This window comes from Acidocella sp., from assembly GCF_027352905.1.
Lineage (GTDB): Bacteria > Pseudomonadota > Alphaproteobacteria > Acetobacterales > Acetobacteraceae > Acidocella.
This window is the reverse complement of sequence record NZ_DAIEIF010000015.1, coordinates 1-24,118: the sequence shown is the minus strand read 5'-3', so window position 1 is coordinate 24,118 and position 24,118 is coordinate 1. Positions and strand designations below refer to the sequence as shown.

Sequence of the window (24,118 nt, the reverse complement as noted above, 5' to 3'; positions counted from 1 at the left end):
CCACATCCCTTCCGGGCGGCACGATCGCTTTGATATGGCGATGACACCGCATATTTCGAGGGAAAACCGTTAGCATCGGCGCGGCTTAGTTCACCAGGGCATTACGAGGGAGAAATCATCGCCGCCGGGCGCCGCGCGGCTACGTCCAGGCGGCCAGGATATCCGCCGTTTTCACCGCCTCCACCTGCTGTCCGAACCTGTGTTCGAACACCTTGAGGGAGGAGTCATGCGTTTCGTCGGATGAGCTGCACAGCGCGTCGGTGGCCACCACCACGCGATAGCCGAGATCGACCGCCCCCAATATGGTGGCCAATACGCAAACATCTGTTTCCCCGCCCGTCACCACCAGCGTATCGGCCCGCCGCGCTTTGAGCTTTTTCTCCAAATCTCCGTCCAGCCACGGAGAATACACGTGCTTATCCGCGATCTGCGCCGGGGGCACGAAGCGCCGCAATTCATCCGGCAGGTCCAGCATCGCCTCGCCGAGTTTCTCGATGGTCATCGAGGACCAACGTTGGTAATAACGCCGCCACGCGCCACGCGCCTCGCCGGGATGGCGCGGCGGAATGAACCGGGTGAAAATCGTCGCGTCGGGGTGCGCCTCGGTTATCCTGGCGATCATGGGCAGCACCCGTCCCATCCACGGCACATGCCAATCGGTCTGTTCCAGAAACATGCGCTGGCAATCCACGGCCACATGCACGCAGCTTGGCCCCAACGGTCCATCGAGTTCGCGCCCCATTCATTCCTCCGGCACGTTGCGGTTCAATTCCTCCAGCCAGATTGTCGCGTTGCCATCGGAGGGGGCGCGCCAATCCCCGCGCGGGGACAGGGAGCCGCCGGCGGCAACCTTGGGGCCGTTCGGCATCGCCGACCGCTTGAACTGGCTGAACCCGAAGAACCGGTCGAGAAAAACGCCCAGCCAGTGCCGGATTTGCGGAAGCGTGAAAGCCACCCGCCGGTCCTGGCGGTAATGCGCGGGCCAGCCGCCCTTCTCGGGGTCCGCCCAGGCATGCATCGCCAAAAACGCGATCTTGGAGGGGCGGAAGCCGAAGCGGAGCGTATAATACAGGTTGAAATCCTGAAGGGCGTAGGGGCCGATCTTGGCTTCCGTGCTTTGCGGCGGCGCGCCCTGTTCACTGGGCACGAGTTCCGGCGAGATTTCGGTGGCGAGAATCGCCTCCAGCGTCTCATTCACTCCGGCGGCGAATTCCCCGTTGCGGGCGACCCAGCCGATGAGATGCTGGATCAAAGTCTTCGGCACGCCGGCATTGACATTGTAATGCGACATCTGGTCGCCCACCCCATAGGTGCACCAGCCCAGGGCAAGCTCGGAGAGATCGCCGGTGCCGACGACAATCCCGCCATGCTGGTTGGCGAGGCGGAACAGGTAATCCGTCCGCAGCCCGGCCTGCACGTTCTCGAAGGTCACGTCATAGACCTTCTCGCCCCTGGCGAAGGGGTGGCCGAGATCGGCGAGCATCTGCCGCGCCGCGGGGCGGATGTCGAGTTCCCTCCCGCTCACGCCCAGGCTTTCCATCAACCGCCACGCATTGCCGCGGGTGGCGTCCCCCGTGGCGAAACCAGGCAGGGTGAAAGCGAGGATATTCCGCCGGGGCAGGCCGAGCAGATCGAAGGCTTTGGCGGTGACGATGAGCGCGTGGGTGGAATCCAGCCCGCCCGATATGCCGAGCACGACCTTGGTGATACCCGTCGCGCGTAAGCGCTGCACCAGCCCCGCGACCTGGATGTTATAGGCCTCATAACAATCCTGCTCCAGCCGGGCCGGGTCGGCGGGAACGAAGGGAAAGCGTTCGAGCGGACGCCGCAGGCCGAGATCCTCCATGGGCGGGGCCAGCGTGAAGAAAATGGCGCGGTAATCGAGCTGCTCCGCGTGGGCGCGGCGGTTTTCGTCGAACGTGCCCATGCGCATCCGCTCCTGGCGAAGAAGATCGAGATCGACATCCGCGAGGATCAACCCGGCCCGCTGGGAAAAGCGTTCGGCCTCGGCCATCAGCACGCCGTTCTCGAAGATCATCATCTGGCCATCCCAGGCCACCTCCGTGGTGCTCTCGCCCATGCCGGCCGCCGAGTAGATATAAGCGGCAAGGCAGCGCATTGAGGAGGATTGGGCGAGCAAGCGGCGGCTATCGGCCCGGCCGATGGTGATGGGGCTGCCGGAAAGATTGGCGAGAATGGTGGCGCCCGCCAGGGCGGCGGTGGCGCTGGGCGGCACCGGCACCCATAAATCCTCGCAAATTTCCACATTGAGAACAAAGCCCGGCAGGTCCGTGGCGTGAAACAATAAATCCGGGCCAAACGGCGCGGTCTGCCCCGCGAGACAAATTTCCCCCCGGCTCTTTTCGCCAGGGGCCACCTGCCGCCTCTCATAAAATTCCCGGTAATTCGGCAGATAGGATTTCGGCACCACGCCCAAAAGCCGGCCGCGATGGATCACCAGCGCGCAATTATAAACCCGCTGCTGGTGCCGCAGGGGCGCGCCCACCACCAGCACGGTGGGAAGGGTCTGCGTGGCGGCGATGAGAGGCGGGATTTCCGCCTCGACGCCATCGAGCAGGGCGTCCTGCAAAATGAGATCTTCGATGGAATAACCAGAGAGGGTCAATTCCTGAAACACCGCAAGGGCGGCGCCCTTCTCGGCGCAATCCTTGAGGAGGCTCAGCACGTTCCTCGCGTTGGCGCCGGGGTCCGCCAGCCGGATCGGAATGCAACAGGCCGCGACCCTTGCCAGCCCATGCGTGTAAAGCGAATGGAACTTCATATAAAAATAATATCCGCTTCCATCCCTGAAGACCAGTTGAGGCGGCGCGTGGCTGCCTACCGGTCCGGTTGTTCTTCCCGCCCGGCGCGGTTCATAGGGTGCCCATGAGCGGGCTGTTCTCCGATAGCTCTTGCGCCATTCGTTTCTCCGTCATCATCAGAAGCATTTGGAACGAGCGGCGGCGGACTCAAGCGAAATCAGGCATGTTGCCGAAAATTAAAAACATCGCTGCCAGCCGGGGAAACCGGCTGGCGTCGTATGATGTCAGTTGAAGTCATCCATGGGGGAAGATGTTTCCGCCATGTGCTCCTCGGCGCCCGGCATATCCATATTCGCCTCGTGACCATCGTCATGTATCGCGGCCTCGGGCTGGCGGGTTGGCCGCGTGGTCTTCCGCGTCGCGGGTCTTTTCGGTGCCGCCGTCTTACGCGCGGTGGGTTTGCTCGCGGCGCCGGCGCGGCTCGCCGCGGGTTTTTTCGCGGTGGTTGTCCGCGCGGAGGCGGGTTTCTTCGCGGCTGTCGCCGTCTTGCGCGGGCTTGCCGCCGTTTTTCTGGCGGTGGTTGCCGTCTTGCGCGCGGCGGTTGCCGTCTTGCGGGCGGTGGTGGCGGTTTTACGCCCGGCGGGTTTTTTCGCCGTGGCTGTCCGCGCGGTCGCCGCCGTCTTCCTGGCTGTGGTCGTCTTCCGCGTGGCGGCTGTCTTCCGCGTGGCGGCGGTCGCGGTCTTGCGTGTGCTGGCCGTGGTCTTGCGCGCGGTGGGCTTCTTCGCTGCGGTCGTTTTTCTCGTCGTCGCGCTCTTTCTGGTGGCGGCTGTTTTCGCCGCCGGTTTCTTCACCGCCGCCGCCCGCTTCGGAGCCGCCTTTTTCGCCGCTGGCTTTTTGGCCGCCACCGTTCTAGCCGCGGGTTTTTTAACCGCCGTCCTCTTGGCGGCGGCGGGTTTCTTCGCCGCGGGTTTTTTCGCGGCGGTTTTTTTGGCCGTGGCCCGCACGGCCAAGGGCTGGGCCCGCCGTGCGGTTGTCTGGTCTTCAGAGGTCACGAGAGCATACTCCTTCAAATAAAGTTGATGTCCGGTTGGTCGTGGTCCTGTACAGAAACGTCATCTCACGGCGGCGGGCCGTCCTTCTTCATTTCGCGTGCGGGACTCTCGACCGGGCAGACTTCGGACACGGTTGCGGCGCGAATCGCGCCATGCACGCAAGAATCGCTATTCCGCCTCTGATCTCGCGCTGTCAACAAAAAGCGTCAAAAAACGCTCAGCCTCATGCGTTTTTTTTGCGATGGGACATACCCTGCATCGCTCCATCTCATCGAGACGGATCCATTCGTGTTGAAAAAGATGAAGAGATCGAGCCGGAAAATAGAAATTAACTGGGGATTTTTTCCGCCGGAAGTCCGGCCACGCTGAAAAGATTACGGTGAGATGAACTGCACGGCAGGGGTGCCCAGTGTTGAGAATCCGCCACGCAATGTTTGGCGGCGTGCTTGACAACGGCTATGCTTCCCCCTGCTTTGGCGCGCGGAGAGTCGATATGGATGATGCAAACGGCAGGCTGACGCGAGTGGTTCTGGAAGGTGAGGCGCTGCATCGCATTTCTGATTTGCAGCGGGCGGACCGCGAGCAGGCCGTGAGAGATCTAGAGACGGACAATAAATTCCATCTCCCGTCTCATCCTGATCTGCAAAGCGTTCTTCATCTCTCCATCCAGGAAGGCCGGCTGGTGTTCGACATACGGGACGAGAACGATCATCCGGTGCAAGCGGTCATGCTGGCTCTGGGCCCGTTCAAAACGCTGGTGCGGGATTACCGCATGCTTCTGGATTCCTATGCGGGCGCGGTGGCGGAAGGGCGCGAGGCGCGCATCCAGGCCATCGATATGGGGCGGCGGGGCCTTCATAACGAGGGAGCGGAGCTGATGATCGAGCGTCTTGCCGGCAAGGTGGTGATTGATTTTCCCACCGCCCGGCGTCTATTCACCCTCGTCTGCGCCTTGTATCAGAAAGCTTAAGGATTTCGCGTTATGAAAATTGACGGCACCCCGTACCGCTCGATCTGGGTGGACGAGGAGGATGGCTGGTCCGTCCGCATCATCGACCAGACCAAGCTGCCGTGGAGCGTCGATCTCGTCCGCCTCACCACGCTGGAGCAAATGGCGCACGCCATCAAGGCCATGCTGGTGCGGGGCGCGCCGCTCATCGGCGCCTCCGCCGCTTACGGCGTGGCGCTCGCCATGCGGGCGGATGCCTCCGGCGCGGCGCTGGATCAGGCGATCGAATGTCTCGCCGCGACACGTCCCACCGCCATCAATCTGCGCTGGGCGTTGGGCCGCATGCGCGCGCGCCTCGCGCCCTTGCCGCCCGCCGAGCGCGCCGCCGCCGCCTATGCCGAGGCCGCCCGCATCTGCGATGATGATGTGGGAGTGAACGAGGCGATCGGCCGGCACGGCCTCACCCTCATCCAGGAGAAGGCGCGCGAGGGCGGGCGGGTGAACATTCTCACCCATTGCAATGCCGGCTGGCTCGCCACGGTGGATTGGGGCACGGCGCTGGCGCCGATCTACATGGCTCATAATTCCGGCCTCGCCGTGCATGTCTGGGTGGAGGAAACCCGCCCGCGCAACCAGGGCGCCTCCCTCACCGCCTGGGAGCTTGGCAAGCACGGCGTTCCCCACACCGTCATCGCCGATAACGCGGGCGGCCATTTCATGCAGCATGGCGATGTTGATCTGGTCATCGTCGGCACCGACCGCGTGACGCGCCAGGGCGATGTCTGCAACAAGATCGGCACATATCTGAAGGCGCTGGCGGCGCGCGATAATGGCGTGCCGTTCTGGGTGGCGCTGCCATCCTCCACCATAGACTGGACCATCCGCGATGGTCTCGCCGATATTCCCATCGAGGAGCGCGCGGCGGCGGAGGTGACGACGATGACGGGCCGGGCCATGGACGGCTCGATCACCACCGTGCGCATCGTGCCCAGCGCCAGCCCCGCCGCCAACCCCGCCTTCGATGTCACCCCCGCGCGTCTCGTCACCGGCCTCATCACCGAGCGCGGGCTGTGCGAGGCGAGGGAAGCGGCGTTGACCCAGATGTTCCGCGACCTCGCATGAGGCGCGCGCGCGGCGGGGCGGCGTGGTGCGGCTTGCTGCTTCTCGCCTCCTGCGCGGCGGGGAACCATGCGCCGCCTTTCGCCAATGTGCCGTATGAGCCGTTTTCCCGTTCCGCGGCGGTGGCGGTGGCGCTGCGCGAATGGCGGTTATGGGGCGGGGGGGTGGAGCAGCCCGGCTCCCCGCCTTACGTGCAAAGCGAGGCCACCATGGCGGAGCGCCAGCAAGGATTATGGCAGCGCGTCGGCGAGTATTGGTGGGAAGGCATGAACGCGGATGAGCCGGATTCGCGCTGGACCGGCAAGCATGACGCCAGCGGCAAAATTTTTCCGGTGGCGGCGAATGGCAACTACGCCTGGTCCGCCGCCTTCATCTCCTATGTCATGCGCATCGCCGGCGCCGGGCCGGATTTTCCCTACGCGCCGGACCATGCCACCTATATCAACGAGGCCGCCCGCCCCTATCACCCCGGCAAGCTGCTGGTGGCGGAAAATCCCGCGACCTATGCGCCGCGCCTTGGCGATCTCGTCTGTTTTCCCCGGGGCGGGGCGCGCCACCTCACCTTCGCGGATCTGCCCGCGGCCGCCTCCTTTCCCGCCCATTGCGGCATCGTCACAAGCACCGCCGCCGGCGAGATCGATCTCATCGGCGGCAATGTCGAAGACGCGGTGATGATGGAGCCGGTGGCGGTGGACGCGCGGGGGCTCATCGCCGATCAGAACGAGAATTGGTTCGTGGTGCTGCGCGTTCTCTACGCCGTTAACTGAACCGCGCCGTCAGGGTGACGCGTCAGCGGTAGCGGCCGTGGCGTTTTGGCGGGGCCCGGGCTGGATGGAAACCGTGCAGGTCATGCCCGCCACCAGCTTCTCTCCCTCGGGCACCTTGTCGAGCGCGATGCGCACCGGTATGCGCGCCGCCAGCCGCACCCAGGTGAAGGTCGGGTTCACATCCGCCAGCAAGGTCGAGGTGGCGATCCGCTCGCTATCCGCGATCCCGGCCGCGATCCCGGCCACATGGCCTTGGATGGGCGGCCCGCCCTGCATCAGCTCCACCGTGGCCTTGTCGCCGACATTGATGTTGCGCAGCTTGGTCTCCTCAAGATACCCGTCCACATACAGCGAATCCGTATCGACGATGGCGATCACCGGAGTCCCCGCCGCGACGTAATCGCCGGGCTTCATCGAAAAATTCGTGACGTTGCCGTTCACCGTGGCGCGCACCGTCGTCCGGTCGAGATTGAGTTCCGCGACGCCGAGATCCGCTTGCGCCGCGGCAAGAGAGGCTTGCGCCGCCGCGTAGGAGGCCTGAGCCTCGCGGGCTGTCGTCGTGGCGTCATCGCGCGAGACGGCCGAGGCGGCGTTATTGGAGAGCGCGGCATAGCGCTGGGCGTTGGATTGCGCGTTCAGCATCGTCGCGTGCGCCTTCGCCACCGTGGCCTCTGCCTGCGCCAGGGCCGCCTTGGCCTGGGCCAGAGCGAGGGTGAAGCGGGCGGGGTCAATCTGAAACAAGGGCTCGCCGGTCTGCACCGTCTCATTGTCATGGACGAATACTTGCACCACCGGCCCGGTGACATCCGGCGCGAGAGAGACGACATCGGCGCGCACGCGCCCATCGCGGGTCCAGGGGCTTTCCATATAATAGACCCAAAGCTGCCAGCCGATGACGGAAGCGAGCGCGACCGCCGCGAGAGTGACGAGAAAACGGTAGATGAAGGAGGCGGGTTTCATAACACTCCACGCGGGTCAAAAATAATGATTCGCTAAAAAATTGACGAGGCCGGTCAGCATGACGAGGAGGCACAGGTCAAAGAGCGGCCGATGCCAGATGAAACGGTACAACCCCAGCGCCGCGAGGCCGCGCCGGAGGACGGCGGAAATCAGCAGGGCGATGCCGATCCAGATGAGCAGCGGCGGAAACAGAACGCCATAGATATCGACTTCGCCGATCATGCTTCCGCCATCAGCAAGGGTTGCGGGTTGAGCGCCGGGGGCGGCGCCTCCGGATAGAGGCTCGTGCGCAAACCGGAAAGGACGAGAAGGGTGGAGCGGTATTCCTGCGGATCATGGCGCAGCGTTTCGATGGTCTCATCGAGCGCGCGGGCGAGCTCCGGCGGGGCGGGCTGGCGCGGGTCGGCCCGGTAATAGCTGGCGATGAGTGAAAAAATCTTCCGGCAGCCGTTCCGCGCGCGCGGCGGCAGCCGCCATTGCTCGCGGTGCAGCTTGATCATGTCCAGCCCCACCCGCAAATCGCGCAGGGTCAAGGAGGCGGCGCTGTCCGCCCCGGCGGCCGCGGCGGCCAGGCGGGGCATCATCAATCCCAGCCGGTCCATCATCAGCCCGGTGAGGGCGGCGCCATCCGGGGCGGTGCGGGCCTCCGCCGCGGCGGCCACATCCAGCCAGTTGGCCCGCATCAGCCGCTCCGCGCCCCAGGCGGCGCCAAAGGAGCGGATCAGCTTGGTGATGACATAGGCGCTGCCCAAGCCGATGACGAGGCTGAGCGCCCCTTCCGCGAAGCTGGTGAAATTGGCGTTATACCCATTACTGAGGGCGAGCTGCGTCGCGCCGAACGATCCCAGCATCATGCCGGTCATGAAGGTCTCGGGCCGCGCCACCAGAATGCCGACGATCATCCCCAGCGGCAGCAGCACCAGGAAAAGCTGGCCGAAATCCACCACCCGGGGCAGGATGCCGAAATCGAAGACGAACACCCCGGCCATAACGATCACGGCGCTGCGCACCATATCGGCGATGGCGGGGGCGGGATCGTCCTGGGCGGCGAAAAAGGAAAAGGCGACCGCGACCATGGTGGCGGCCCCCGCCCCATAGATCCAGGAGGTCTGTATCCAGATCGCGCAGATGGTTAAAATCGCGATCACCGCCGAAAACCCGGAATAGATCGCGAGTTTCTGGTCCTTGGCGTGTTTGACGATGGCGACGTATTCGGCCTCCAGCGCCGGGCCGGCGGGAGCCGCCCCACCCTCCAGCACATATTGCCGGGTGCGGCGGGATTGGTGGACGAGACGCACGAGCTGTTCCAGCCGCAGCGCCAGGCTAGCGCGCAGCAGCCCCGGCCAGTCGGGCGTATCCTCTTCCAGCTCCTGCAATTCGTGCACGAGCGGATCAGCCCCTTCCGCCTCTCCGGATTTGATCCATTCATCCACCCGGCGCAGCGCCCCGCGCAAGGCCGGGGTCAGACCCTCCATGCGCTTGAGGTCCGCGACCCGCTGGCTGACGGAGGAGAGAATGGGCATCAAGCTGACCAGATAGGCGCGCAGCCGCGTCACCTCCCGCGCGGGGGCGGACATATGGGTGAAATCATAGGCGAGCTGGCCGGCCATCACCGCGGTATCCGCCGCCTCGAAGGCCAGGCGCCGGCGGGCCAGCCGCGCCGCCTGGGATTCGCCCTCTCCGGCCAGCGCCGCGCTCGCCCATTCGATCCCCGGCTTCACCCAGGAGGAGACGCGCAGGGCCAGCACGGGCCCCAGCGAGCGCGGCAGGATGATCGTGCCCACCAGCGTGGTGCAGACGATGCCGAGCGTAATCTCCTCGCAGCGGGTGAGAGCCGTTTGGAACACATGGGCGGGGTCCATGACGGCGGGAAAGCCGATGATCCCCACCGTGTAGCCGGCCAGCATGAAGACATAGGAGCGGGCGGAGCGGTCCATCAGCGACAGGTAAAGACAAACCGCCACCCACAGCGCCATGGCGGTGCAAAGCAAAACCGGCGCGTTGACGAGGTTGGGCACCATGATCACCGCGGCGGTGCCGCCGGTGATGGTGCCGATGAACCGGTAGAGCGCCTTGGAGCGCATCGCGCCGACGAACGGGTTGGCGACGATATAGGCCGTCGCCATCGACCAATAGGGATTGTCCAGCCCCAGCCAGAAAGACAAATATAAAGCCAGCATGGCCCCGGTAAATGCCTTGAAGGCGAAAATCAGTTCATCCGGCTTTGGCATCGTGTCCCAGGGAATTTTAGGTCAGGAAAGTATATATTTCCTTCACTGTAAATCATCCCCGGCGGAGCGGGAAGCAGAGCCCCGCCGCCTGTTAAGTAAAGGAGACCGCGCATGAACATCGTCGTGCTGACCGGAGCGGGGGTTTCGGCCGAATCCGGCATCCCCACTTTTCGCGGGCCGGATGGCGTGTGGGAAAATCACCGCATCGAGGACGTGGCCTCGCCCGAGGCCTTTCTACGCGACCCTGACTTCGTGCATGGTTTCTACAATGCCCGCCGGGCGGCGCTGCATGGCGTGGCGCCCAACGCGGCCCATTTCGCCCTGGCGGCGCTGGAGCGGGCCTGGGAGGGGAGGGGGGATTTCCTCCTGGTCACCCAGAACGTCGATGATCTGCACGAGCGCGCCGGCAGCCGCCGGCTTCTCCATATGCATGGGGAGCTGCGCCAGATGCTCTGCGCCGCCTGCGGGGCGCGGCATCCCTGGCTCACGGAGGCGGATACCGCCACCTCCTGCCCCGCCTGCGGCGAGACGGGGCTGCGCCCGGATGTCGTCTGGTTCGGCGAAATCCCCTACCATATGGAGCCCATCCTGGCGGCGCTGGACCGGGCGGATGTCTTTTGCGCCATCGGCACCTCGGGTGTGGTCTATCCGGCGGCGGGCTTCGCCGCCCAGGCGCGGCGGAACGGCCGCGGCTGCATTCTCTACGAGATCAATCCGGCGCCCACCGGAGAGCGGTATTTCGACCATGTCATCGCCGCCCCCGCGGGGGAGGGCGTGCCGGAATTCCTCCGCCGCCTGGGGGTCTAGCGCATTTTCCTTCACTTCGGTTCAGGCAAAACGCTCTGATGATTTCTGGACGGGCCACTTTATCCGGTCAAATGAGTCCATTTGCTCGGATATCGCTCTAAAGCCCGGTTTTGCCCATGGTAAGAAACTTCTCCCGCCGCCGGGTCTTCAGCGCCTCCGGGGTGAGGCTGAGCAGCGGCGCCAGCGCCCGCTCCACCGCGTCCCCCAGCGTGGCGAGCGCCGCCTGCGGGTCCCGGTGCGCGCCGCCCACCGGCTCCGGCACGATCTCATCCACCAGCCCCAGCCTTTTCAAATCCTGGGCGGTGACGCGCATCGCCTCCGCCGCGGTCGGCGCCTGGACGGAATCGCGCCACAAGATCGAGGCGCAGCCCTCGGGGGAGATCACTGAGTAGATGGCGTGCTCCAGCATCAGCACGGTGTTGCCAGTGGCCAGGGCGATGGCGCCGCCCGAGCCGCCCTCGCCGATGATGGTGGCGATGAGCGGCACCGGCGCGGAGAGGCAGGCCTCGATGGCGCGGGCGATGGCCTCGGCCTGGCCGCGCGCCTCGGCCTCGATACCGGGAAACGCGCCCGCGGTATCCACGAAGGTGAGAATGGGCAGGTTGAACCGCCCGGCCAGCTCCATCAGCCGGCGGGCCTTACGATAGCCCTCCGGCTTGGCCATGCCGAAATTATGCTTGAGCCGGGTTTCGGTATCGTCCCCCTTCTCGGTGCCGATCACCACCACCGCCTCGCCCCGGAAGCGCCCCATCCCGCCGATGATCGCCGCGTCATCGGCGAAGGCGCGGTCCCCCGCGAGCGGGGTGAATTCCTCGATGAGGGTGGAGATCACCTGCAGCGCCTTGGGGCGCTCGGCATGGCGGGCGACCTGGGTCTTCTGCCAAGGGGTGAGCTTGGCGTAGATCGTCTTCAGCTGCGCGTCGGCCTTGGCGGAGAGCTTGGCGACCTCATCGGCGATGTTCATTTCGCCCGAGGCGTTGTTCATCCGCCGCAACTCATCGATCTTGCCCTCGAGTTCGGCGACCGGCTTCTCGAATTCCAGATACTGGCGCATGGGCGGGGGGCTTAGCACATATCGCCGCCGAGGAAAGCCCGGCCCGCCTGGACGGTCCTACCGGGTTTTGAGCAGGTCGCGGATCTCGGTGAGCAGCAGCTCGGTCTGGCTGGGCGCGGCGGCGGCGGGCGGCGGCGATTTGTAAACCTTCTGAATCAGCCGCACCACCCAGAAGATGGCCGCCGCGACGATGAGGAAATTGATGAGGGCGTTGATAAACAGGCCGTAATTGATCGTCACGTCCCCGGCCTTCTGCGCCTCCGCCAGCGTGGCGGCGGGCGCCCCCCGCAGGATGATGAAATGATTGGAGAAATCCACGCCCCCGGTCAGCAGGCCGATCAGCGGGTTGATGATGTCCTTGACCAGCGAGTTGACGATGCCGGTGAAGGCGGCGCCGATGACCACGCCGACCGCCAGATCCACCACATTGCCCCGCATGATGAACGCCTTGAAATCATCCACCCAGCCGGGTGTTTTCAGGCTGACGGGGAATTTCCGGGTCTCCGGCATGGCTTGCTCCGCTATGGTTTCCGCGCAACATGGCCAACACCATCCCAGCGCGCAAGGATGAAAATGGCATCATGAGCGCCATCGATTTCAGCATGAGCCTGGAGCGCGAGCCCGACCCCAAGGGCGACCGGGTGAGAATCGTCATGAGCGGCAAATTCCTCCCCTACCGGCATTATTGAGCTTGCCCGGCGCGGGCCGGGTCTGAAACAAGCCTGGGGCCACCGCTCCAGGAGACCAGAATGTTCAGAGTCTGCCTCGCCCTCGCCGCCGGTCTCGCCCTCGCGGGCTGCGGCAAGGGCACCGGCCGCACCACCGGCACGGCGGCGGGCGGTGCTGCCACCGGCGCGGCCATCGGCATCATTGGCGGCCCCATCGGCGTGGTGGTGGGGGCGGGCATCGGCGCCGGGGCGGGGGCGCTCAGCGGCGCCAACACCACGCCCCAGCAGGTGAATCTGGGCAACGCCCCCTGGGACAAAGAAGGCCAATGAGGCCCGGCTATTGACGGCTCCGGCAAAGACGTGGAGGGTTCGAGGATTAACGATTCGTCATAACCAACGCGGCAGGGGGCATAAATAATGAGCATCGCACCACGAACCGGCGAGCGGTTGCAGCGCGACAGCCTGGGACTGTCGCAGATCATCGCCTCCACCCTGGCCAATATCGCCCCGGCGATGAGCTTTTTCTTCGGCTTCGGCCTCATCGTCTCCGGCGCCGGAGTGGGCGCGCCGCTCACCATCCTCACCGCGATGGTGGTGATCCTCTTTCTCACCAACACGCTGGCGCAATTCTCGCGCTACCGGCCGAGCACGGGCTCCTTCGTCACGTTCATCGGCATGTCCTTCGGTCCCTGGGCGGGGGCCGCGGCCTCCATCTTCGTGGTGGTGGGCTATTGCATCGCGGCGGCCTCGGTCGTGGTTATCTCCGGCGGCTGGGCGGCGCAGACCCTGCAGGTCTTTCTCGGCATCAACGTCCCCTGGCAGGTGCTCAGCATCCTCGCCACCGCCATTGTCGGTCTTCTGGTCTCGCGCGGTATCTCGCTTTCCACCACCTGGGCGGCGATCTTCTTTTATTTCGAGCTGGCGCTGCTGCTGATCGGCGCGGTGATCATGCTCGTCGTCAACCGGGACAGCATCTCCGCCGCCCCGTTCATGATCTCATCCGTCACCGGCGGCTGGAAGGGAATCGGCCTCGGCTTTCCCCTCGCCATCTATCTGTTCATCGGCTGGGAGAACTCGGCGATGCTGGCGGAGGAAACCACCAACCCCCGCCGGAACGTGCCGCGCGCGCTGATCACCGGCACGCTCTCCATCGGCATCCTGTACATGTTCCTGGCCTTCGCCACGGAAACCGCGTTCCATAACGACGTGAAGGCCATCGGAGCGTCCGCCATTCCCTTCGTGGACGCCTTCAAGGTCTCCGCCGCCGGCCTTCTCATCATCGCCTATCTCGCGGGCGTCACCAGCATCTTCTCCTCGCTCATCGGCCTCACCAACGCGCAGGCGCGCATTCTCTTCAGCTCGGCGCGGGAGGGGCTGCTGCCGCAATTCTTCGGCAAGATCCACCCGCGGCACCGCACCCCGCACACGGCGATGTGGACCTATATCGTCGTCGCGCTGCTGATCGTGCTGGGCTTCGGCACGGTGTATAAAATCGACCCGGTCACCCTGTTCGGTGAGACCGGCACGCTCGGCACGATCCCGGTGATCGTCACCTATCTGCTCACCAATCTCGCCCTGCCCGTCTACATGCTCCGCTATCACCGCGAGGAGTTCAACCTCTTCACCCATCTCATCCTGCCGCTCCTGGGCACGGTGTGCATGTTGTTCCCCCTTTGGGGGCTCGTCGAGCCGGGGCAGCCCTACCCCTTCAACCTCTACCCCAAGCTGGCGCTCGGCTTGCTGATCTTCTCCCTCATCTATGGCGCGCTGCTCTCCCGCTCGCGGCCGGATCTGGTGCATCGCATCGGCTCCTACGTCGCCGACGAGGAATATTGAGCCAGGCGGAGGGGGGTGCCGCCGCCCCTCTCTTGGCTTGGGGCGGAAACACCCCGATACTGCGGGGCATGGACACCCAACCCTCCCGGTCCGCGCCCGCGGCACTGGCGCCTCTGGCCGAGATCGAGCGCTGCGTCTCCTGGCTCGCCGCCTGGACCATCCATTACGCCAACCACGTGCGGGCGGGGGATGAGGTCAAGGTGGGCGGCCATCAGGCCTCCTGCGCCTCCTCGGTCACCATCATGACCGCGCTCTATTTCGCGGCGCTGCGCCCGCAGGACCGGGTGGCGGTCAAGCCCCACGCCGCCCCCAATTTCCACGCCATCCAATATCTCGCCGGCCATCAGACCCGCGAGAAATTGGAGAATTTCCGCGGCTTCAAGGGCGCGCAGAGCTACCCCTCGCGCACCAAGGACACCGACGACGTGGATTTCTCCACCGGCTCGGTCGGGCTGGGGGTCGCGCAGACGCTCTTCGCCTCGCTGGTGCAGGATTACGTCTCCATCCATGGCTGGATGCCGGGCCGCCCCGCCGGGCGCATGGTCAGCCTCATCGGCGACGCGGAGATGGATGAGGGCAATATCTACGAGGCCCTCATCGAGGGCTGGAAGCATGGTCTCAGGAATTGCTGGTGGGTGGTGGATTACAACCGGCAATCGCTGGATGGCGTCATCCGCGAGGGCTTGTGGGCGCGGTTCGAGCAGATGTTCCGCAATTTCGGCTGGGAGGTGGTCATCCTGCGCCACGGCGCCTTGCAGCAGGCCGCCTTCCGCGAGCCGGGCGGCGAGAGGCTGCGCGAATGGATCGAGCGCTGCCCCAACCAGCTTTACTCCGCCCTCACCTTCCAGGGCGGCGCGGCCTGGCGCAAGCGGCTGATGGAGGAGCTCGGCGATCAAGGCCCGGTGGCGCGGCTGATCGAGCGGCGCTCCGACGAGGACCTGCAGGCGCTCATGGTCAATCTCGGCGGCCATGACCTGCCGAGCCTGCTGGAGGCCTTCGCCCAGGCGGCGGCGCATGACCGGCCGGTCTGCTTCATCTGCTACACGATCAAGGGCTACGGCCTGCCTTTGGCCGGGCATAAGGACAACCATGCCAGCCAGATGAACGCCGCCCAGATGGAGCAATTCCGCCAGCAGATGGGGGTCCGGCCGGGCGAGGAATGGGAGAAATGGGCCGCGGCGCGGCTGCAAGCGGCGGAGCTTGACTCCTTCATCGCCCAGGTTCCGTTTTTCCGGGAGGGCAGGCGGCGGCTCTCCGCCCCGCCGGTGGAGGTGCCGGAGAGGCTGGCCTTCCCCCCGCCCGGCGGCAAGCCGGTTTCCACCCAGATGGGCTTCGGCCAGATCCTCAACGAGATCGCGCGCGCGCGCACGCCCTTCGCCGAGCGCATCGTCACCACCTCGCCGGATGTCACCGTCTCCACCAATCTCGGCCCCTGGGTCAACCGGCGCGGCCTGTTCGCGCGGGAGAGCCTGGCCGATGTTTTCAAGGCCGAGCGCATCCCCTCCACCTATCATTGGGAATTCGGCCCGCAGGGCCAGCATTTCGAGCTTGGCATCGCCGAGGCGAATCTGATGCTGATGCTGAGCGCGCTGGGCCTTTCCCATTCCATCAACGGCGCGCGCCTGCTGCCGGTGGGCACGCTCTACGACCCCTTCATCTACCGCGCCGCCGACCAGCTCAACTACGCCTGCTACCAGGATGCCCGCTTCCTGCTCGTCGCCACCCCTTCCGGCATCTCCCTGGCGCCGGAGGGCGGCGCGCATCAATCCATCGGCACCCCGCTGCTCGGCCTCGCCCAGGACGGGCTTTGCGCCTTCGAGCCGGCGTTTCTCGACGAGCTCGCGATCATCATGCGCTTCGCCTTCTCCTATATGCAGCGCGAGGGGGATGACACGCCCGACCCGGCCAGCTGGCTGCCGGACGGGGCGGGAGGGTCGGTCTATCTCCGCCTCTCCACCCGCCCCCTCGAACAGCCGCAACGCGTGGTCGGCGGCGATCTGGCGCGGGATATCATCAATGGCGCCTATTGGCTGCGCCCGCCCGGGCCCAATGCCAGCGTGATCATCGCCTATCAAGGCGTGGTGGCGCCCGAGGCCATCGCCGCCACCGGCCTGCTCGGCGAGGACCGGCGCGATATCGGCCTGCTCGCCATCACCTCGGCGGACCGGCTGCAGGCGGGCTGGCAGGCGGCGGAGCGCGGCCGCCAGCGCGGCGCGCCCCTGGCGATGAGCCATATCGAGCGGCTGCTCCAGCCCCTGCCGCGCGAATGCGGGATCGTGACGGTGATCGACGGCCACCCCGCGACGCTGGCCTGGCTGGGCGGGGTGCATGGCCACCGGGTCAAGGCGCTGGGGGTCGAGCATTTCGGCCAGACCGGCACCATCGCCGATCTCTACCGCCATTATGGGCTGGACGCGAACGCCATCCTCCACGCCGCCCAGGCGGTGAGCGCCGGGCGGCGGCCGCGTTATCTACGCGCCCTGCCTTGAGGCCTGCCAGCCCGGCCGGCCGCTGAGCAGGCTCAGCCAGGTGATGAGCCCCAGCGCCGCGCCGATCCCCCCTTGCGTGCCGTTGTAATTTACCATGGCGGCGATGCCGAGCCCCACCGCCAGCCCGGCCGCCACCCGGCCGCCCCAAAAGAACGCCGCCAGCCCCGCCAGCAGCGCCGCCCAGCCAAACGCGCCGAGATATTGCCAATGCAGCACCCAGCCGCGCGGCGCGCACCAGCCGGGCGGCCGCGCGGCGGCGCAAATCCCCACCGTGGCGCGCGGCACGATGGCCCAATGCCGGAAGGCGAAGGCCCCGCCCCCGATCACCGCCGCCAGCGCCGCCCCGGCCCCGTCGCGCCTCGTCCATATCCAGCCCGCCATTCCGCCATCCTTGCCGGTTGCCCTAACCGCCCCCGCGCCCTATTGCTGCGGCGCGTCAGTTTTAACCAAAGGGCCATGACAGTCCATAACGCCACGGATAAGCCGAAAAGCTTCCAGGACATCATCCTCACCCTGCACGCCTTCTGGGCGCGCCAGGGCTGCGTGATTCTCCAGCCCTATGACGTGGAGATGGGGGCGGGCACCTTCCATCCCGCCACCACCTTGCGCGCCCTCGGCCCCAAACCCTGGCGCGCCGCCTATGTGCAGCCCTCGCGGCGGCCCGCCGATGGCCGCTATGGCGAGAACCCCAACCGCCTCCAGCATTATTATCAATACCAGGCGCTGCTGAAGCCGAGCCCGGACGACATCCAGGCCCTGCTGCTGGAGAGCTACGACGCCATCGGCATCGACCGCCACCGGCACGATATCCGCTTCGTCGAGGATGACTGGGAGAGCCCCACCCTCGGCGCCTGGGGGCTGGGCTGGGAGGTGTGGTGCGATGGCATGGAGGTCACCCAGTTCACCTATTTCCAGCAGGTGGGCGGCATCGCCTGCGTCTGCCCCTCCGCCGAGCTCACCTATGGCCTGGAACGCCTCGCCATGTACGTGCAGGGCGTGGAGAACGTCTTCGCCCTCGATTTCAACGGCCAGGGCGTGACCTATGGGGATGTCTTCCTCCGTGCCGAGCGCGACTATTCCAGATATAATTTCGAGCTGGCCGACACCCCGATGCTCATCCGCCATTTCGAGGATGCCGAGCGGGAGTGCCAGGCGCTGGTGGCGGCCGGCCTCGCCCAGCCGGCCTATGACCAATGCATCAAGGCCAGCCATATCTTCAACCTGCTCGATGCGCGGGGCGTGATCTCGGTGGCGGAGCGCGCCGCCTATATCGCGCGGGTGCGCAATCTCGCCAGGGCCTGCGCCGAGGCCTGGCTGGCGGGGGAGTGAGATGGCCGAGTTCTTTCTGGAATTGTTTTCCGAGGAAATTCCGGCGCGCATGCAGGCGGAGGGCGCTTCCCAGCTGGAGAAGATCGTCCTGGGCGCTCTCGCCCCTCTCGCCCCCGCCCCGGCTTCCGGCCCTCTCTTTGGGCCACGGCGGATCGCGGTGGCGATGGAGGTGGCCGCCGAGGTGCCGGAGAGCGTCCTCTCCGAGCGTGGTCCCCGCCTCACGGCGCCGGACCAGGCGGTGGCCGGGTTTCTGCGCAAGCATGGCGCGGCTCGCGAGGCGCTGGAGCAGGAGGGCGGGTTCTGGGTGCTGAACCGCCGCCGCCCGGCCCAGCCCGCCGCCGCCTTCATCGCCGCCGTTCTGCCGGACGCGCTGGCCCGGCTGCCCTGGCCCAAATCCATGCGCTGGGGGTCGTCGGGTGATTTCACCTGGGTGCGGCCCCTGCGCCGCGTCGTCAGCCTGCTGGATGGCGCGGTCATCCCCTTCCGCCTCGGGCCGGTCAGCGCGGGCGATGAGACGGAGGGCCACCGCATCCACGGCCCCGGCCCGTTCGCGGTCTCCTCGGCGGCGGTCTGGGAGGAGAGGCTGCGCGAGCATCACGTCATCGCCCGCCCGGATGAGCGCCGCCGCCTCATCGCCGAGGGCGTGGCCGCGGCGGCGAAAACGCTTGGCCTCACCCTGGCCCCGGACGCGGATCTGCTGGAGGAGGTGACCGGCCTTGTCGAATGGCCGGTGCCGCTGATCGGCCAGATCGCCCCGGAATTCATGGAGCTGCCGCCCGAGGTGCGCGAGCTTTCCATGAAGATCAATCAGAAATATTTCGCGCTGCGGGATGAAAACGGCGCTCCCGCCCCGTATTTTGCCTTCGTGGCGAATCTGGCGGCGGAGGATGGGGGGCGGGCGATCATCGCCGGCAATGAGCGGGTGCTGCGCGCCCGCCTGGCCGATGCCCGGCATTTCTGGCAACAGGATCTCAAGACGCCGCTGATCACCCTGCTGCCCAAGCTGGAAAGGATCACCTTCCACGCCAGGATCGGCACCCAATATCAGCGGGCCGTGCGGATCTCGGAGCTGGCGCAGAGCCTCGCCGCGCGGCTGGAGCCGGGCAATGCCGAGGCACCCAATCTGGCGCGGCTGGCCGGGCTGCTCGCCAAGGCCGATCTCGTCACCCAGATGGTCGGCGAGTTCCCGGAATTGCAGGGGATCATGGGGAGCTATTACGTGCAGGCCCAAAATCCGGGCCAGCCCCAGGGGGCGGGCATCGTCGCCCAGGCCATCCGCTCCCATTACCAGCCCAGAGGCCCGCAGGAGGAGGTGCCGCGCGGCACCGTCGCGGTGGCCGTGGCGCTGGCGGACAAGCTGGACACGCTGCGCGAATTCTTCCGCATCGGCGAGACGCCGACCGGCGCGGGCGACCCCTTCGCCCTGCGCCGCTGCGCCCTCGGCGTCATCCGCATCATCCTGGAAAACGGGCTGCGCCTCAATCTGCGCCCGCTGCTGGGGGAGCAGCCCGAGCTCTTCGCCTTCCTCATCGAGCGGCTGCGGGTCAAGCTGCGGGGGGAGGGCAAGCGCTTCGACATTCTCGACGCCGTGCTGGCGGCGGGGCAGGATGATGACCTCGTGCGGCTGATGAAGCGGGTCGCGGCGCTGGAGACGCTGCTCGCCAGCGCCGATGGGCGCGACCTGCTCGCTGCCTATAAGCGCGCCGCCAACATCCTGCGGATCGAGACCGCCAAGGACGGCCCGCATGAGGGCCCGCCCGACCCGGCCCTGTTCCGGGAGGAGGAGGAGCGGCGGCTCCACGCGGCGCTGGCGGAGGAGGCGGTGGCCGGGGATCTCGCCCGCGAGGATTACGAGGCGGCGATGATCCGCCTCGCCGCCCTGCGCCCCCATATCGACGCGTTTTTCGGCAAGGTGACGGTGAACGCCGCCGAGCCCGAATTGCGCCGCAATCGTTTGCGACTGCTCGCGCGCTTCACGGCGGCGGTGAACCAGGTGGCGGATTTTTCCCGGATCGAGGGTTGAGGGAGACCAGAGAGCGATGACCAAATGGGTTTATAATTTCGGCGCGGGCGTGAATGACGGCAACGCCTCGCTGCGCAATTTGCTGGGGGGCAAAGGCGCCAACCTGGCGGAGATGGCGAGCCTCGACCTGCCCGTGCCGCCCGGCTTCACCATCACCACCGAGGTCTGCACGGAATATTACAAGAACGGCCGCCAATACCCCGCCGATCTCAAGGCGCAGGTGGACGCGGCGCTCGCCCGCATCGAGGCGGCGGTCGAGCGCAAATTCGGTGATGAACGCAAGCCGCTGCTGGTCTCGGTGCGCTCGGGTGCTCGCGTCTCCATGCCGGGCATGATGGACACCGTCCTCAATCTCGGCCTCAACGACGAGACCGTCTCCGGCCTCGCCGCCGCCTCGGGCGATGAGCGCTTCGCCTGGGACAGCTACCGCCGCTTCATCCAGATGTACGGCTCGGTGGTGCTGGGCGTGGATCATCACCGCTTCGAGGAGATCATCGAGCAGGCCAAGCTGGACGCCAACGTCACCGAGGACACGGCCCTCAAGCCCGGCCAGTGGCGCGATGTTGTCGAGCAGTACAAGCGGATGGTGGAGGAGGAGACCGGCAAGCCCTTCCCGCAGAACCCGCAGGACCAGCTCTGGGGCGCGATCGGCGCGGTGTTCGGCTCCTGGATGAACCCGCGCGCCAATGTCTATCGCCGGCTGCACGACATCCCCGCGGATTGGGGCACGGCCGTCAACGTGCAGGCCATGGTCTTCGGCAATATGGGAGAGGATTGCGCCACCGGCGTCTGCTTCACCCGCGACCCGTCCACCGGCGTCAATGAATTTTACGGGGAATATCTGGTCAACGCCCAGGGCGAGGACGTGGTGGCGGGCATCCGCACCCCGCGCCCGCTCTCCAAGGCCTATGCCAAGCCCGGCGAGATCTCCATGGAGGAGGCGCTGCCCGAGGCCTATCAGGAGCTGCGCAAGGTCCGCGAGATCCTTGAGAAACACTACAAGGACATGCAGGACATCGAGTTCACCGTGCAGCAGAACAAGCTCTATATGCTGCAAACCCGCTCCGGCAAGCGCTCCGCCGCCGCCAGCCTGCGCATCGCCGTGGACATGGCGAATGAGGGGCTGATCGACAGGAACACGGCGGTGATGCGGGTGAACCCGGCGGCGCTCGACCAGCTCCTCCACCCCACCCTCGATCCCAAGGCGGAGAAGAAGCTCTTCGCCAAGGGCCTGCCCGCCTCGCCGGGCGCGGCCTCCGGCGCGGTGGTGTTCTCGGCGGATGAGGCCGAGCTGCGCGCCCAGAAGGGCGAGGCGGTCATCCTCGTGCGCATCGAGACCAGCCCCGAGGATATTCACGGCATGCACGCGGCGCGCGGCATTCTCACCACGCGTGGCGGCATGACCAGCCACGCCGCCGTGGTGGCGCGCGGCATGGGCCGCCCCTGCGTCGCCGGGGCGGGTGGCGTCTCGGTGGATTACGGGGCGCAGACGCTCTCGGCCAGCGGCGTCACCCTGCATGCCGGGGACATCATCACCATAGACGGCGCCACCGGCGAGATTTACGCGGGCGCGGTCAAGATGATCGAGCCGCAGCTCTCCGGCGATTTCGGCACGCTGATGGAATGGGCGGACACGGCCCGCCGCCTCAAGGTGCGGGCCAATGCCGAGACGCCGCTGGACGCGGAGACGGCGCGCAAATTCGGGGCGGAGGGTATCGGCCTTTGCCGCACCGAGCATATGTTCTTCGACCCCCAGCGCATCGGCGCCGTGCGCCAGATGATCATGGCCCGGGACGAAGCCGGGCGCCGCGCCGCCCTCGCCCGGCTGCTGCCCTTCCAGCGCGATGATTTCGTCTCCCTCTTCCGCATCATGGAGGGGCTGCCGGTCACCATCCGCCTGCTCGACCCGCCGCTGCACGAGTTCCTCCCCCATGGCGAGGCGGAGCTGGGGGAGGTGGCGGAGGCGCTGGGCATGGACGCGGCGGCCATACGCGAGCGCGCCCACGAGCTGGCGGAGACCAACCCGATGCTCGGCCATCGCGGCTGCCGTCTCGGCGTCACCTACCCGGAAATCTACGAGATGCAGGCCCGCGCCATTTTCGAGGCGGCGGTGGAGGTGGGCAAAACCGCCCAGGCGCCGGTGCCGGAGATCATGATCCCGCTGGTCGGCACCCGCAAGGAGCTGGACATCACCCGGGCGCAGGTGGAGGCCGCCGCCCAGGCGGTGTTCGCCGAGGCGGGCAGGACGATCGAATATTCGGTCGGCACGATGATCGAATTGCCGCGGGCGGCGATCACCGCCGGTCAGATCGCCGGGGCGGCGGATTTCTTCTCCTTTGGCACCAACGACCTCACCCAGACGACCTTCGGCTTCTCGCGCGACGACGCGGGCAAATTCCTGCCCTTCTATGTCGAGAAGGGCATTCTGCCCAAGGACCCGTTCGTCTCGCTCGATATCGAGGGGGTGGGGGCGCTGGTGCGCCTCGCGGCGGAGGGCGGGCGGGCGGCCAAACCCAGCCTCAAGCTCGGCATTTGCGGTGAGCATGGCGGCGATCCCGCCTCCATCTCCTTCTGCGAGGAAACCGGGCTCGATTACGTCTCCTGCTCCCCCTACCGGGTGCCGGTGGCGCGGCTGGCGGCGGCGCAGGCCGCCATCGAGCGCAAGGAACATCATTTCCGCGATAAATGAGGGCGGCGCAACCCGGCTCGCCGCCCGGGCGCAACCCGGCGGGCGGGGGCGGCGCAACCCGGTGGGGTTAAACCGTTGAAAAAGGCGCAACCCGGGAGGTTGCGCCTGGCGGCGTTCAGCCCGGCTCAGCGCACCGGAATGGTGGCGTAGCGCAATTCGCGGCTGCGTTGCGGCGGCGGCGCGTCGCGGCAGCAGATCAGCCAGTAGGGCAGCACGAGCAGGAAGGTCCAGCCGAGGCTGCCGAGAAACTGCCGGTGCGGCTCCAGCGGCCATTGGGTGGGGAAGAGCGCCAGGTCGAGCAGCCAGAGCGTGCGCCACACCAGCCCGGTGAGGCGCACCGCCGGGGCGATGGCGGCCTGGCGCGGGGCGCGGCTGTGCTGGGTGTTGATCTGGACATAGGCCGCCCCCGCCATGATGGCGAGGCAGAGCATGTCCTCATAGAAACCGGTGGAGTAGGGCAGGTCGAAGCTATGGACCCAGAGCAGCCCGGCGAGGGCGCCCGCCCCGGTGCAGAGCCGGGCGAGGGTGAAGAGCGAGAGGCCGAGCCACCATTCCGCGCGATTCACGCCCGGCTGCAACACCCGGTCGATAATGAAATCATCCGTCTTCCGCGCCCAGGCGGTGATGTTTCCAGCCAACGCCGCTGTCCCGAATCCGCTATTCGCCCAAGGCCCGCCGTAACGAGCCACCCGCCGCCTCGAGCCGCCGCCGCGCCGCCTCCGGCGCCAGGCCGAGCCTCAAGGCGAGCACGGCGAGTTTAACATGCCCATCGCAGGCCGCGAGTTCAAGGCTCGCTTGTCGCTCATCCGCGCCGGTGAGGGCGCGCACCATGCGCAAAGCGCGCGCCCGCAGCTTGGCGTTGCTGGCCCGCATATCCACCATATAGGGCCCGTAGGTTTTGCCGAGGCGGATCATCACCGCCGAGGAAAGGATGTTGAGGGCGATCTTCTGGGCCGTGCCCGCCGAGAGCCGCGTGGAGCCGGCGATGATCTCCGGCCCCGAGCAGATCTCCACGGCGATTCCGGCCGCCGCGGCCATGGGGCTGGCGGGGTTGTTGACGATGGCGCCGGTGAGGCCGCCGAGCCCGGCGGCATGGCGCAAGGCGGCCAGGGTGAAGGGGGTGGCGCCGGAGGCGGCGATGCCCACCAGCGCGTCACGGGCGGTGAAGCCCCGTGCCGCCAGCGCGGCGGGGGCCGCGGCCTCGTCATCCTCCGCCCCTTCCACGGCCTCCAGGAAGGCGCCGGGGCCGCCCGCCAGCAGCGGCACGATCAGCCCCGGCTCCACCCCGAAGGTGGGGCCGCATTCCACCGCGTCCAGCAGGCCGAGCCGCCCGGACGTGCCCGCCCCGGCATAGAACAGCCGCCCGCCCGCCGCGAGCCGCGC

At 66.8% G+C, this 24,118-nt stretch carries 22 protein-coding genes and 1 pseudogene; 12 read left to right on the top strand and 11 right to left on the bottom strand.

Annotated elements, in window-relative coordinates:
• Positions 1-139: 139 nt before the first annotated feature.
• Entirely contained in the window at positions 140-742 is a 603-nt protein-coding gene (locus M7H45_RS02145; RefSeq protein WP_298214250.1) for a cysteine hydrolase family protein, read from the bottom strand.
• Positions 743-2,782, bottom strand: a complete 2,040-nt coding sequence (locus M7H45_RS02140) for an NAD(+) synthase (protein WP_298214248.1) — start codon at positions 2,780-2,782, stop codon at positions 743-745.
• Between the two features lie 104 nt (positions 2,783-2,886).
• Between M7H45_RS02140 and M7H45_RS02135 the strand changes: the two genes are divergently transcribed.
• A complete protein-coding gene (locus M7H45_RS02135) occupies positions 2,887-3,054 on the top strand; it encodes a hypothetical protein (RefSeq protein WP_298214246.1) in 168 nt (55 codons plus the stop codon).
• Here M7H45_RS02135 and M7H45_RS02130 read toward each other — a convergent pair.
• Entirely contained in the window at positions 3,047-3,814 is a 768-nt protein-coding gene (locus M7H45_RS02130; protein ID WP_298214244.1) for a hypothetical protein, read from the bottom strand. The two genes, M7H45_RS02135 and M7H45_RS02130, sit on opposite strands and share 8 nt — an antisense overlap.
• Before the next feature lie 493 nt (positions 3,815-4,307).
• On the opposite strand from M7H45_RS02130, the gene M7H45_RS02125 reads away from it, so the two are divergent.
• The 3 genes from M7H45_RS02125 to M7H45_RS02115 are packed head-to-tail and all read left to right on the top strand — an operon-like array spanning position 4,308 to position 6,649.
• Entirely contained in the window at positions 4,308-4,784 is a 477-nt protein-coding gene (locus M7H45_RS02125) for a UPF0262 family protein (RefSeq protein ID WP_298214242.1), read from the top strand.
• Positions 4,785-4,796: 12 nt separating this feature from the next.
• Positions 4,797-5,885, top strand: coding sequence for an S-methyl-5-thioribose-1-phosphate isomerase (gene mtnA / locus M7H45_RS02120; RefSeq protein ID WP_298214240.1), 1,089 nt, complete (start codon positions 4,797-4,799; stop codon positions 5,883-5,885).
• The gene (locus tag M7H45_RS02115) at positions 5,882-6,649 is read left to right on the top strand and encodes a DUF2272 domain-containing protein (protein ID WP_298214238.1); all 768 of its coding nucleotides are present in this window, start codon (positions 5,882-5,884) and stop codon (positions 6,647-6,649) included. The genes mtnA and M7H45_RS02115 overlap by 4 nt, the downstream gene beginning before the upstream one ends.
• Before the next feature lie 9 nt (positions 6,650-6,658).
• On the opposite strand, the gene M7H45_RS02110 is transcribed toward M7H45_RS02115, so the two are convergent.
• The 3 genes from M7H45_RS02110 to M7H45_RS02100 are packed head-to-tail and all read right to left on the bottom strand — an operon-like array spanning position 6,659 to position 9,840.
• Positions 6,659-7,609 (bottom strand): HlyD family secretion protein, encoded by a 951-nt coding sequence (locus M7H45_RS02110; RefSeq protein WP_298214236.1) that lies wholly within the window; start codon positions 7,607-7,609, stop codon positions 6,659-6,661.
• A gap of 15 nt (positions 7,610-7,624) precedes the next feature.
• A complete protein-coding gene (locus M7H45_RS02105) occupies positions 7,625-7,831 on the bottom strand; it encodes a DUF1656 domain-containing protein (protein ID WP_298214234.1) in 207 nt (68 codons plus the stop codon).
• On the bottom strand, positions 7,828-9,840 hold the full coding sequence (locus M7H45_RS02100) for an FUSC family protein (protein ID WP_298214233.1): 2,013 nt from the start codon (positions 9,838-9,840) through the stop codon (positions 7,828-7,830). Before M7H45_RS02100 ends, M7H45_RS02105 begins: the two co-directional genes overlap by 4 nt.
• Positions 9,841-9,951: 111 nt before the next feature.
• On the opposite strand from M7H45_RS02100, the gene M7H45_RS02095 reads away from it, so the two are divergent.
• Entirely contained in the window at positions 9,952-10,647 is a 696-nt protein-coding gene (locus M7H45_RS02095) for an NAD-dependent deacylase (protein ID WP_298214231.1), read from the top strand.
• Positions 10,648-10,744: 97 nt separating this feature from the next.
• Here the strand turns inward: M7H45_RS02095 and M7H45_RS02090 are convergent, their stop codons facing one another.
• Positions 10,745-11,701: an acetyl-CoA carboxylase carboxyltransferase subunit alpha gene (locus M7H45_RS02090; protein ID WP_298214229.1), complete on the bottom strand. Its 957-nt coding sequence runs from the start codon at positions 11,699-11,701 to the stop codon at positions 10,745-10,747.
• A gap of 57 nt (positions 11,702-11,758) precedes the next feature.
• Positions 11,759-12,211: a large conductance mechanosensitive channel protein MscL gene (gene mscL, locus M7H45_RS02085; protein ID WP_298214227.1), complete on the bottom strand. Its 453-nt coding sequence runs from the start codon at positions 12,209-12,211 to the stop codon at positions 11,759-11,761.
• A gap of 62 nt (positions 12,212-12,273) precedes the next feature.
• On the opposite strand from mscL, the pseudogene M7H45_RS02080 reads away from it, so the two are divergent.
• From M7H45_RS02080 to M7H45_RS02065, 4 genes and pseudogenes are all read left to right on the top strand, one after another.
• Positions 12,274-12,390 (top strand): annotated as a pseudogene (locus M7H45_RS02080) (cyanate hydratase); the annotation flags it as partial.
• A gap of 60 nt (positions 12,391-12,450) precedes the next feature.
• Positions 12,451-12,699 (top strand): hypothetical protein, encoded by a 249-nt coding sequence (locus M7H45_RS02075; protein ID WP_298214225.1) that lies wholly within the window; start codon positions 12,451-12,453, stop codon positions 12,697-12,699.
• 87 nt (positions 12,700-12,786) lie between these two features.
• Positions 12,787-14,205 carry an APC family permease gene (locus tag M7H45_RS02070; protein WP_298214223.1) on the top strand — a complete coding sequence of 473 codons (1,419 nt, stop codon included), beginning with the start codon at positions 12,787-12,789 and terminating at the stop codon, positions 14,203-14,205.
• A 68-nt stretch (positions 14,206-14,273) separates the two neighbouring features.
• Positions 14,274-16,694: a transketolase gene (locus tag M7H45_RS02065; RefSeq protein WP_298214221.1), complete on the top strand. Its 2,421-nt coding sequence runs from the start codon at positions 14,274-14,276 to the stop codon at positions 16,692-16,694.
• Here M7H45_RS02065 and M7H45_RS02060 read toward each other — a convergent pair.
• A complete protein-coding gene (locus M7H45_RS02060) occupies positions 16,677-17,075 on the bottom strand; it encodes a hypothetical protein (RefSeq protein WP_298214219.1) in 399 nt (132 codons plus the stop codon). The two genes, M7H45_RS02065 and M7H45_RS02060, sit on opposite strands and share 18 nt — an antisense overlap.
• Before the next feature lie 75 nt (positions 17,076-17,150).
• Between M7H45_RS02060 and M7H45_RS02055 the strand changes: the two genes are divergently transcribed.
• Genes M7H45_RS02055 through ppdK form a run of 3 tightly spaced genes read left to right on the top strand, consistent with a single transcriptional unit; the run spans position 17,151 to position 22,735 of the window.
• Positions 17,151-18,023, top strand: a complete 873-nt coding sequence (locus M7H45_RS02055; RefSeq protein ID WP_298214217.1) for a glycine--tRNA ligase subunit alpha — start codon at positions 17,151-17,153, stop codon at positions 18,021-18,023.
• 1 nt (position 18,024) lies between these two features.
• Entirely contained in the window at positions 18,025-20,046 is a 2,022-nt protein-coding gene (gene glyS, locus M7H45_RS02050) for a glycine--tRNA ligase subunit beta (RefSeq protein WP_298214215.1), read from the top strand.
• A 16-nt stretch (positions 20,047-20,062) separates the two neighbouring features.
• Positions 20,063-22,735, top strand: a complete 2,673-nt coding sequence (gene ppdK / locus M7H45_RS02045; RefSeq protein ID WP_298214213.1) for a pyruvate, phosphate dikinase — start codon at positions 20,063-20,065, stop codon at positions 22,733-22,735.
• Positions 22,736-22,860: 125 nt separating this feature from the next.
• Here ppdK and M7H45_RS02040 read toward each other — a convergent pair whose 3' ends face one another.
• Both M7H45_RS02040 and M7H45_RS02035 read right to left on the bottom strand, forming a co-directional pair.
• Positions 22,861-23,373 (bottom strand): hypothetical protein, encoded by a 513-nt coding sequence (locus M7H45_RS02040; RefSeq protein ID WP_298214211.1) that lies wholly within the window; start codon positions 23,371-23,373, stop codon positions 22,861-22,863.
• Positions 23,374-23,392: 19 nt separating this feature from the next.
• The coding region (locus M7H45_RS02035; RefSeq protein WP_298214209.1) for an N-acetylmuramic acid 6-phosphate etherase at positions 23,393-24,118 on the bottom strand (726 nt) is incomplete at its 5' end.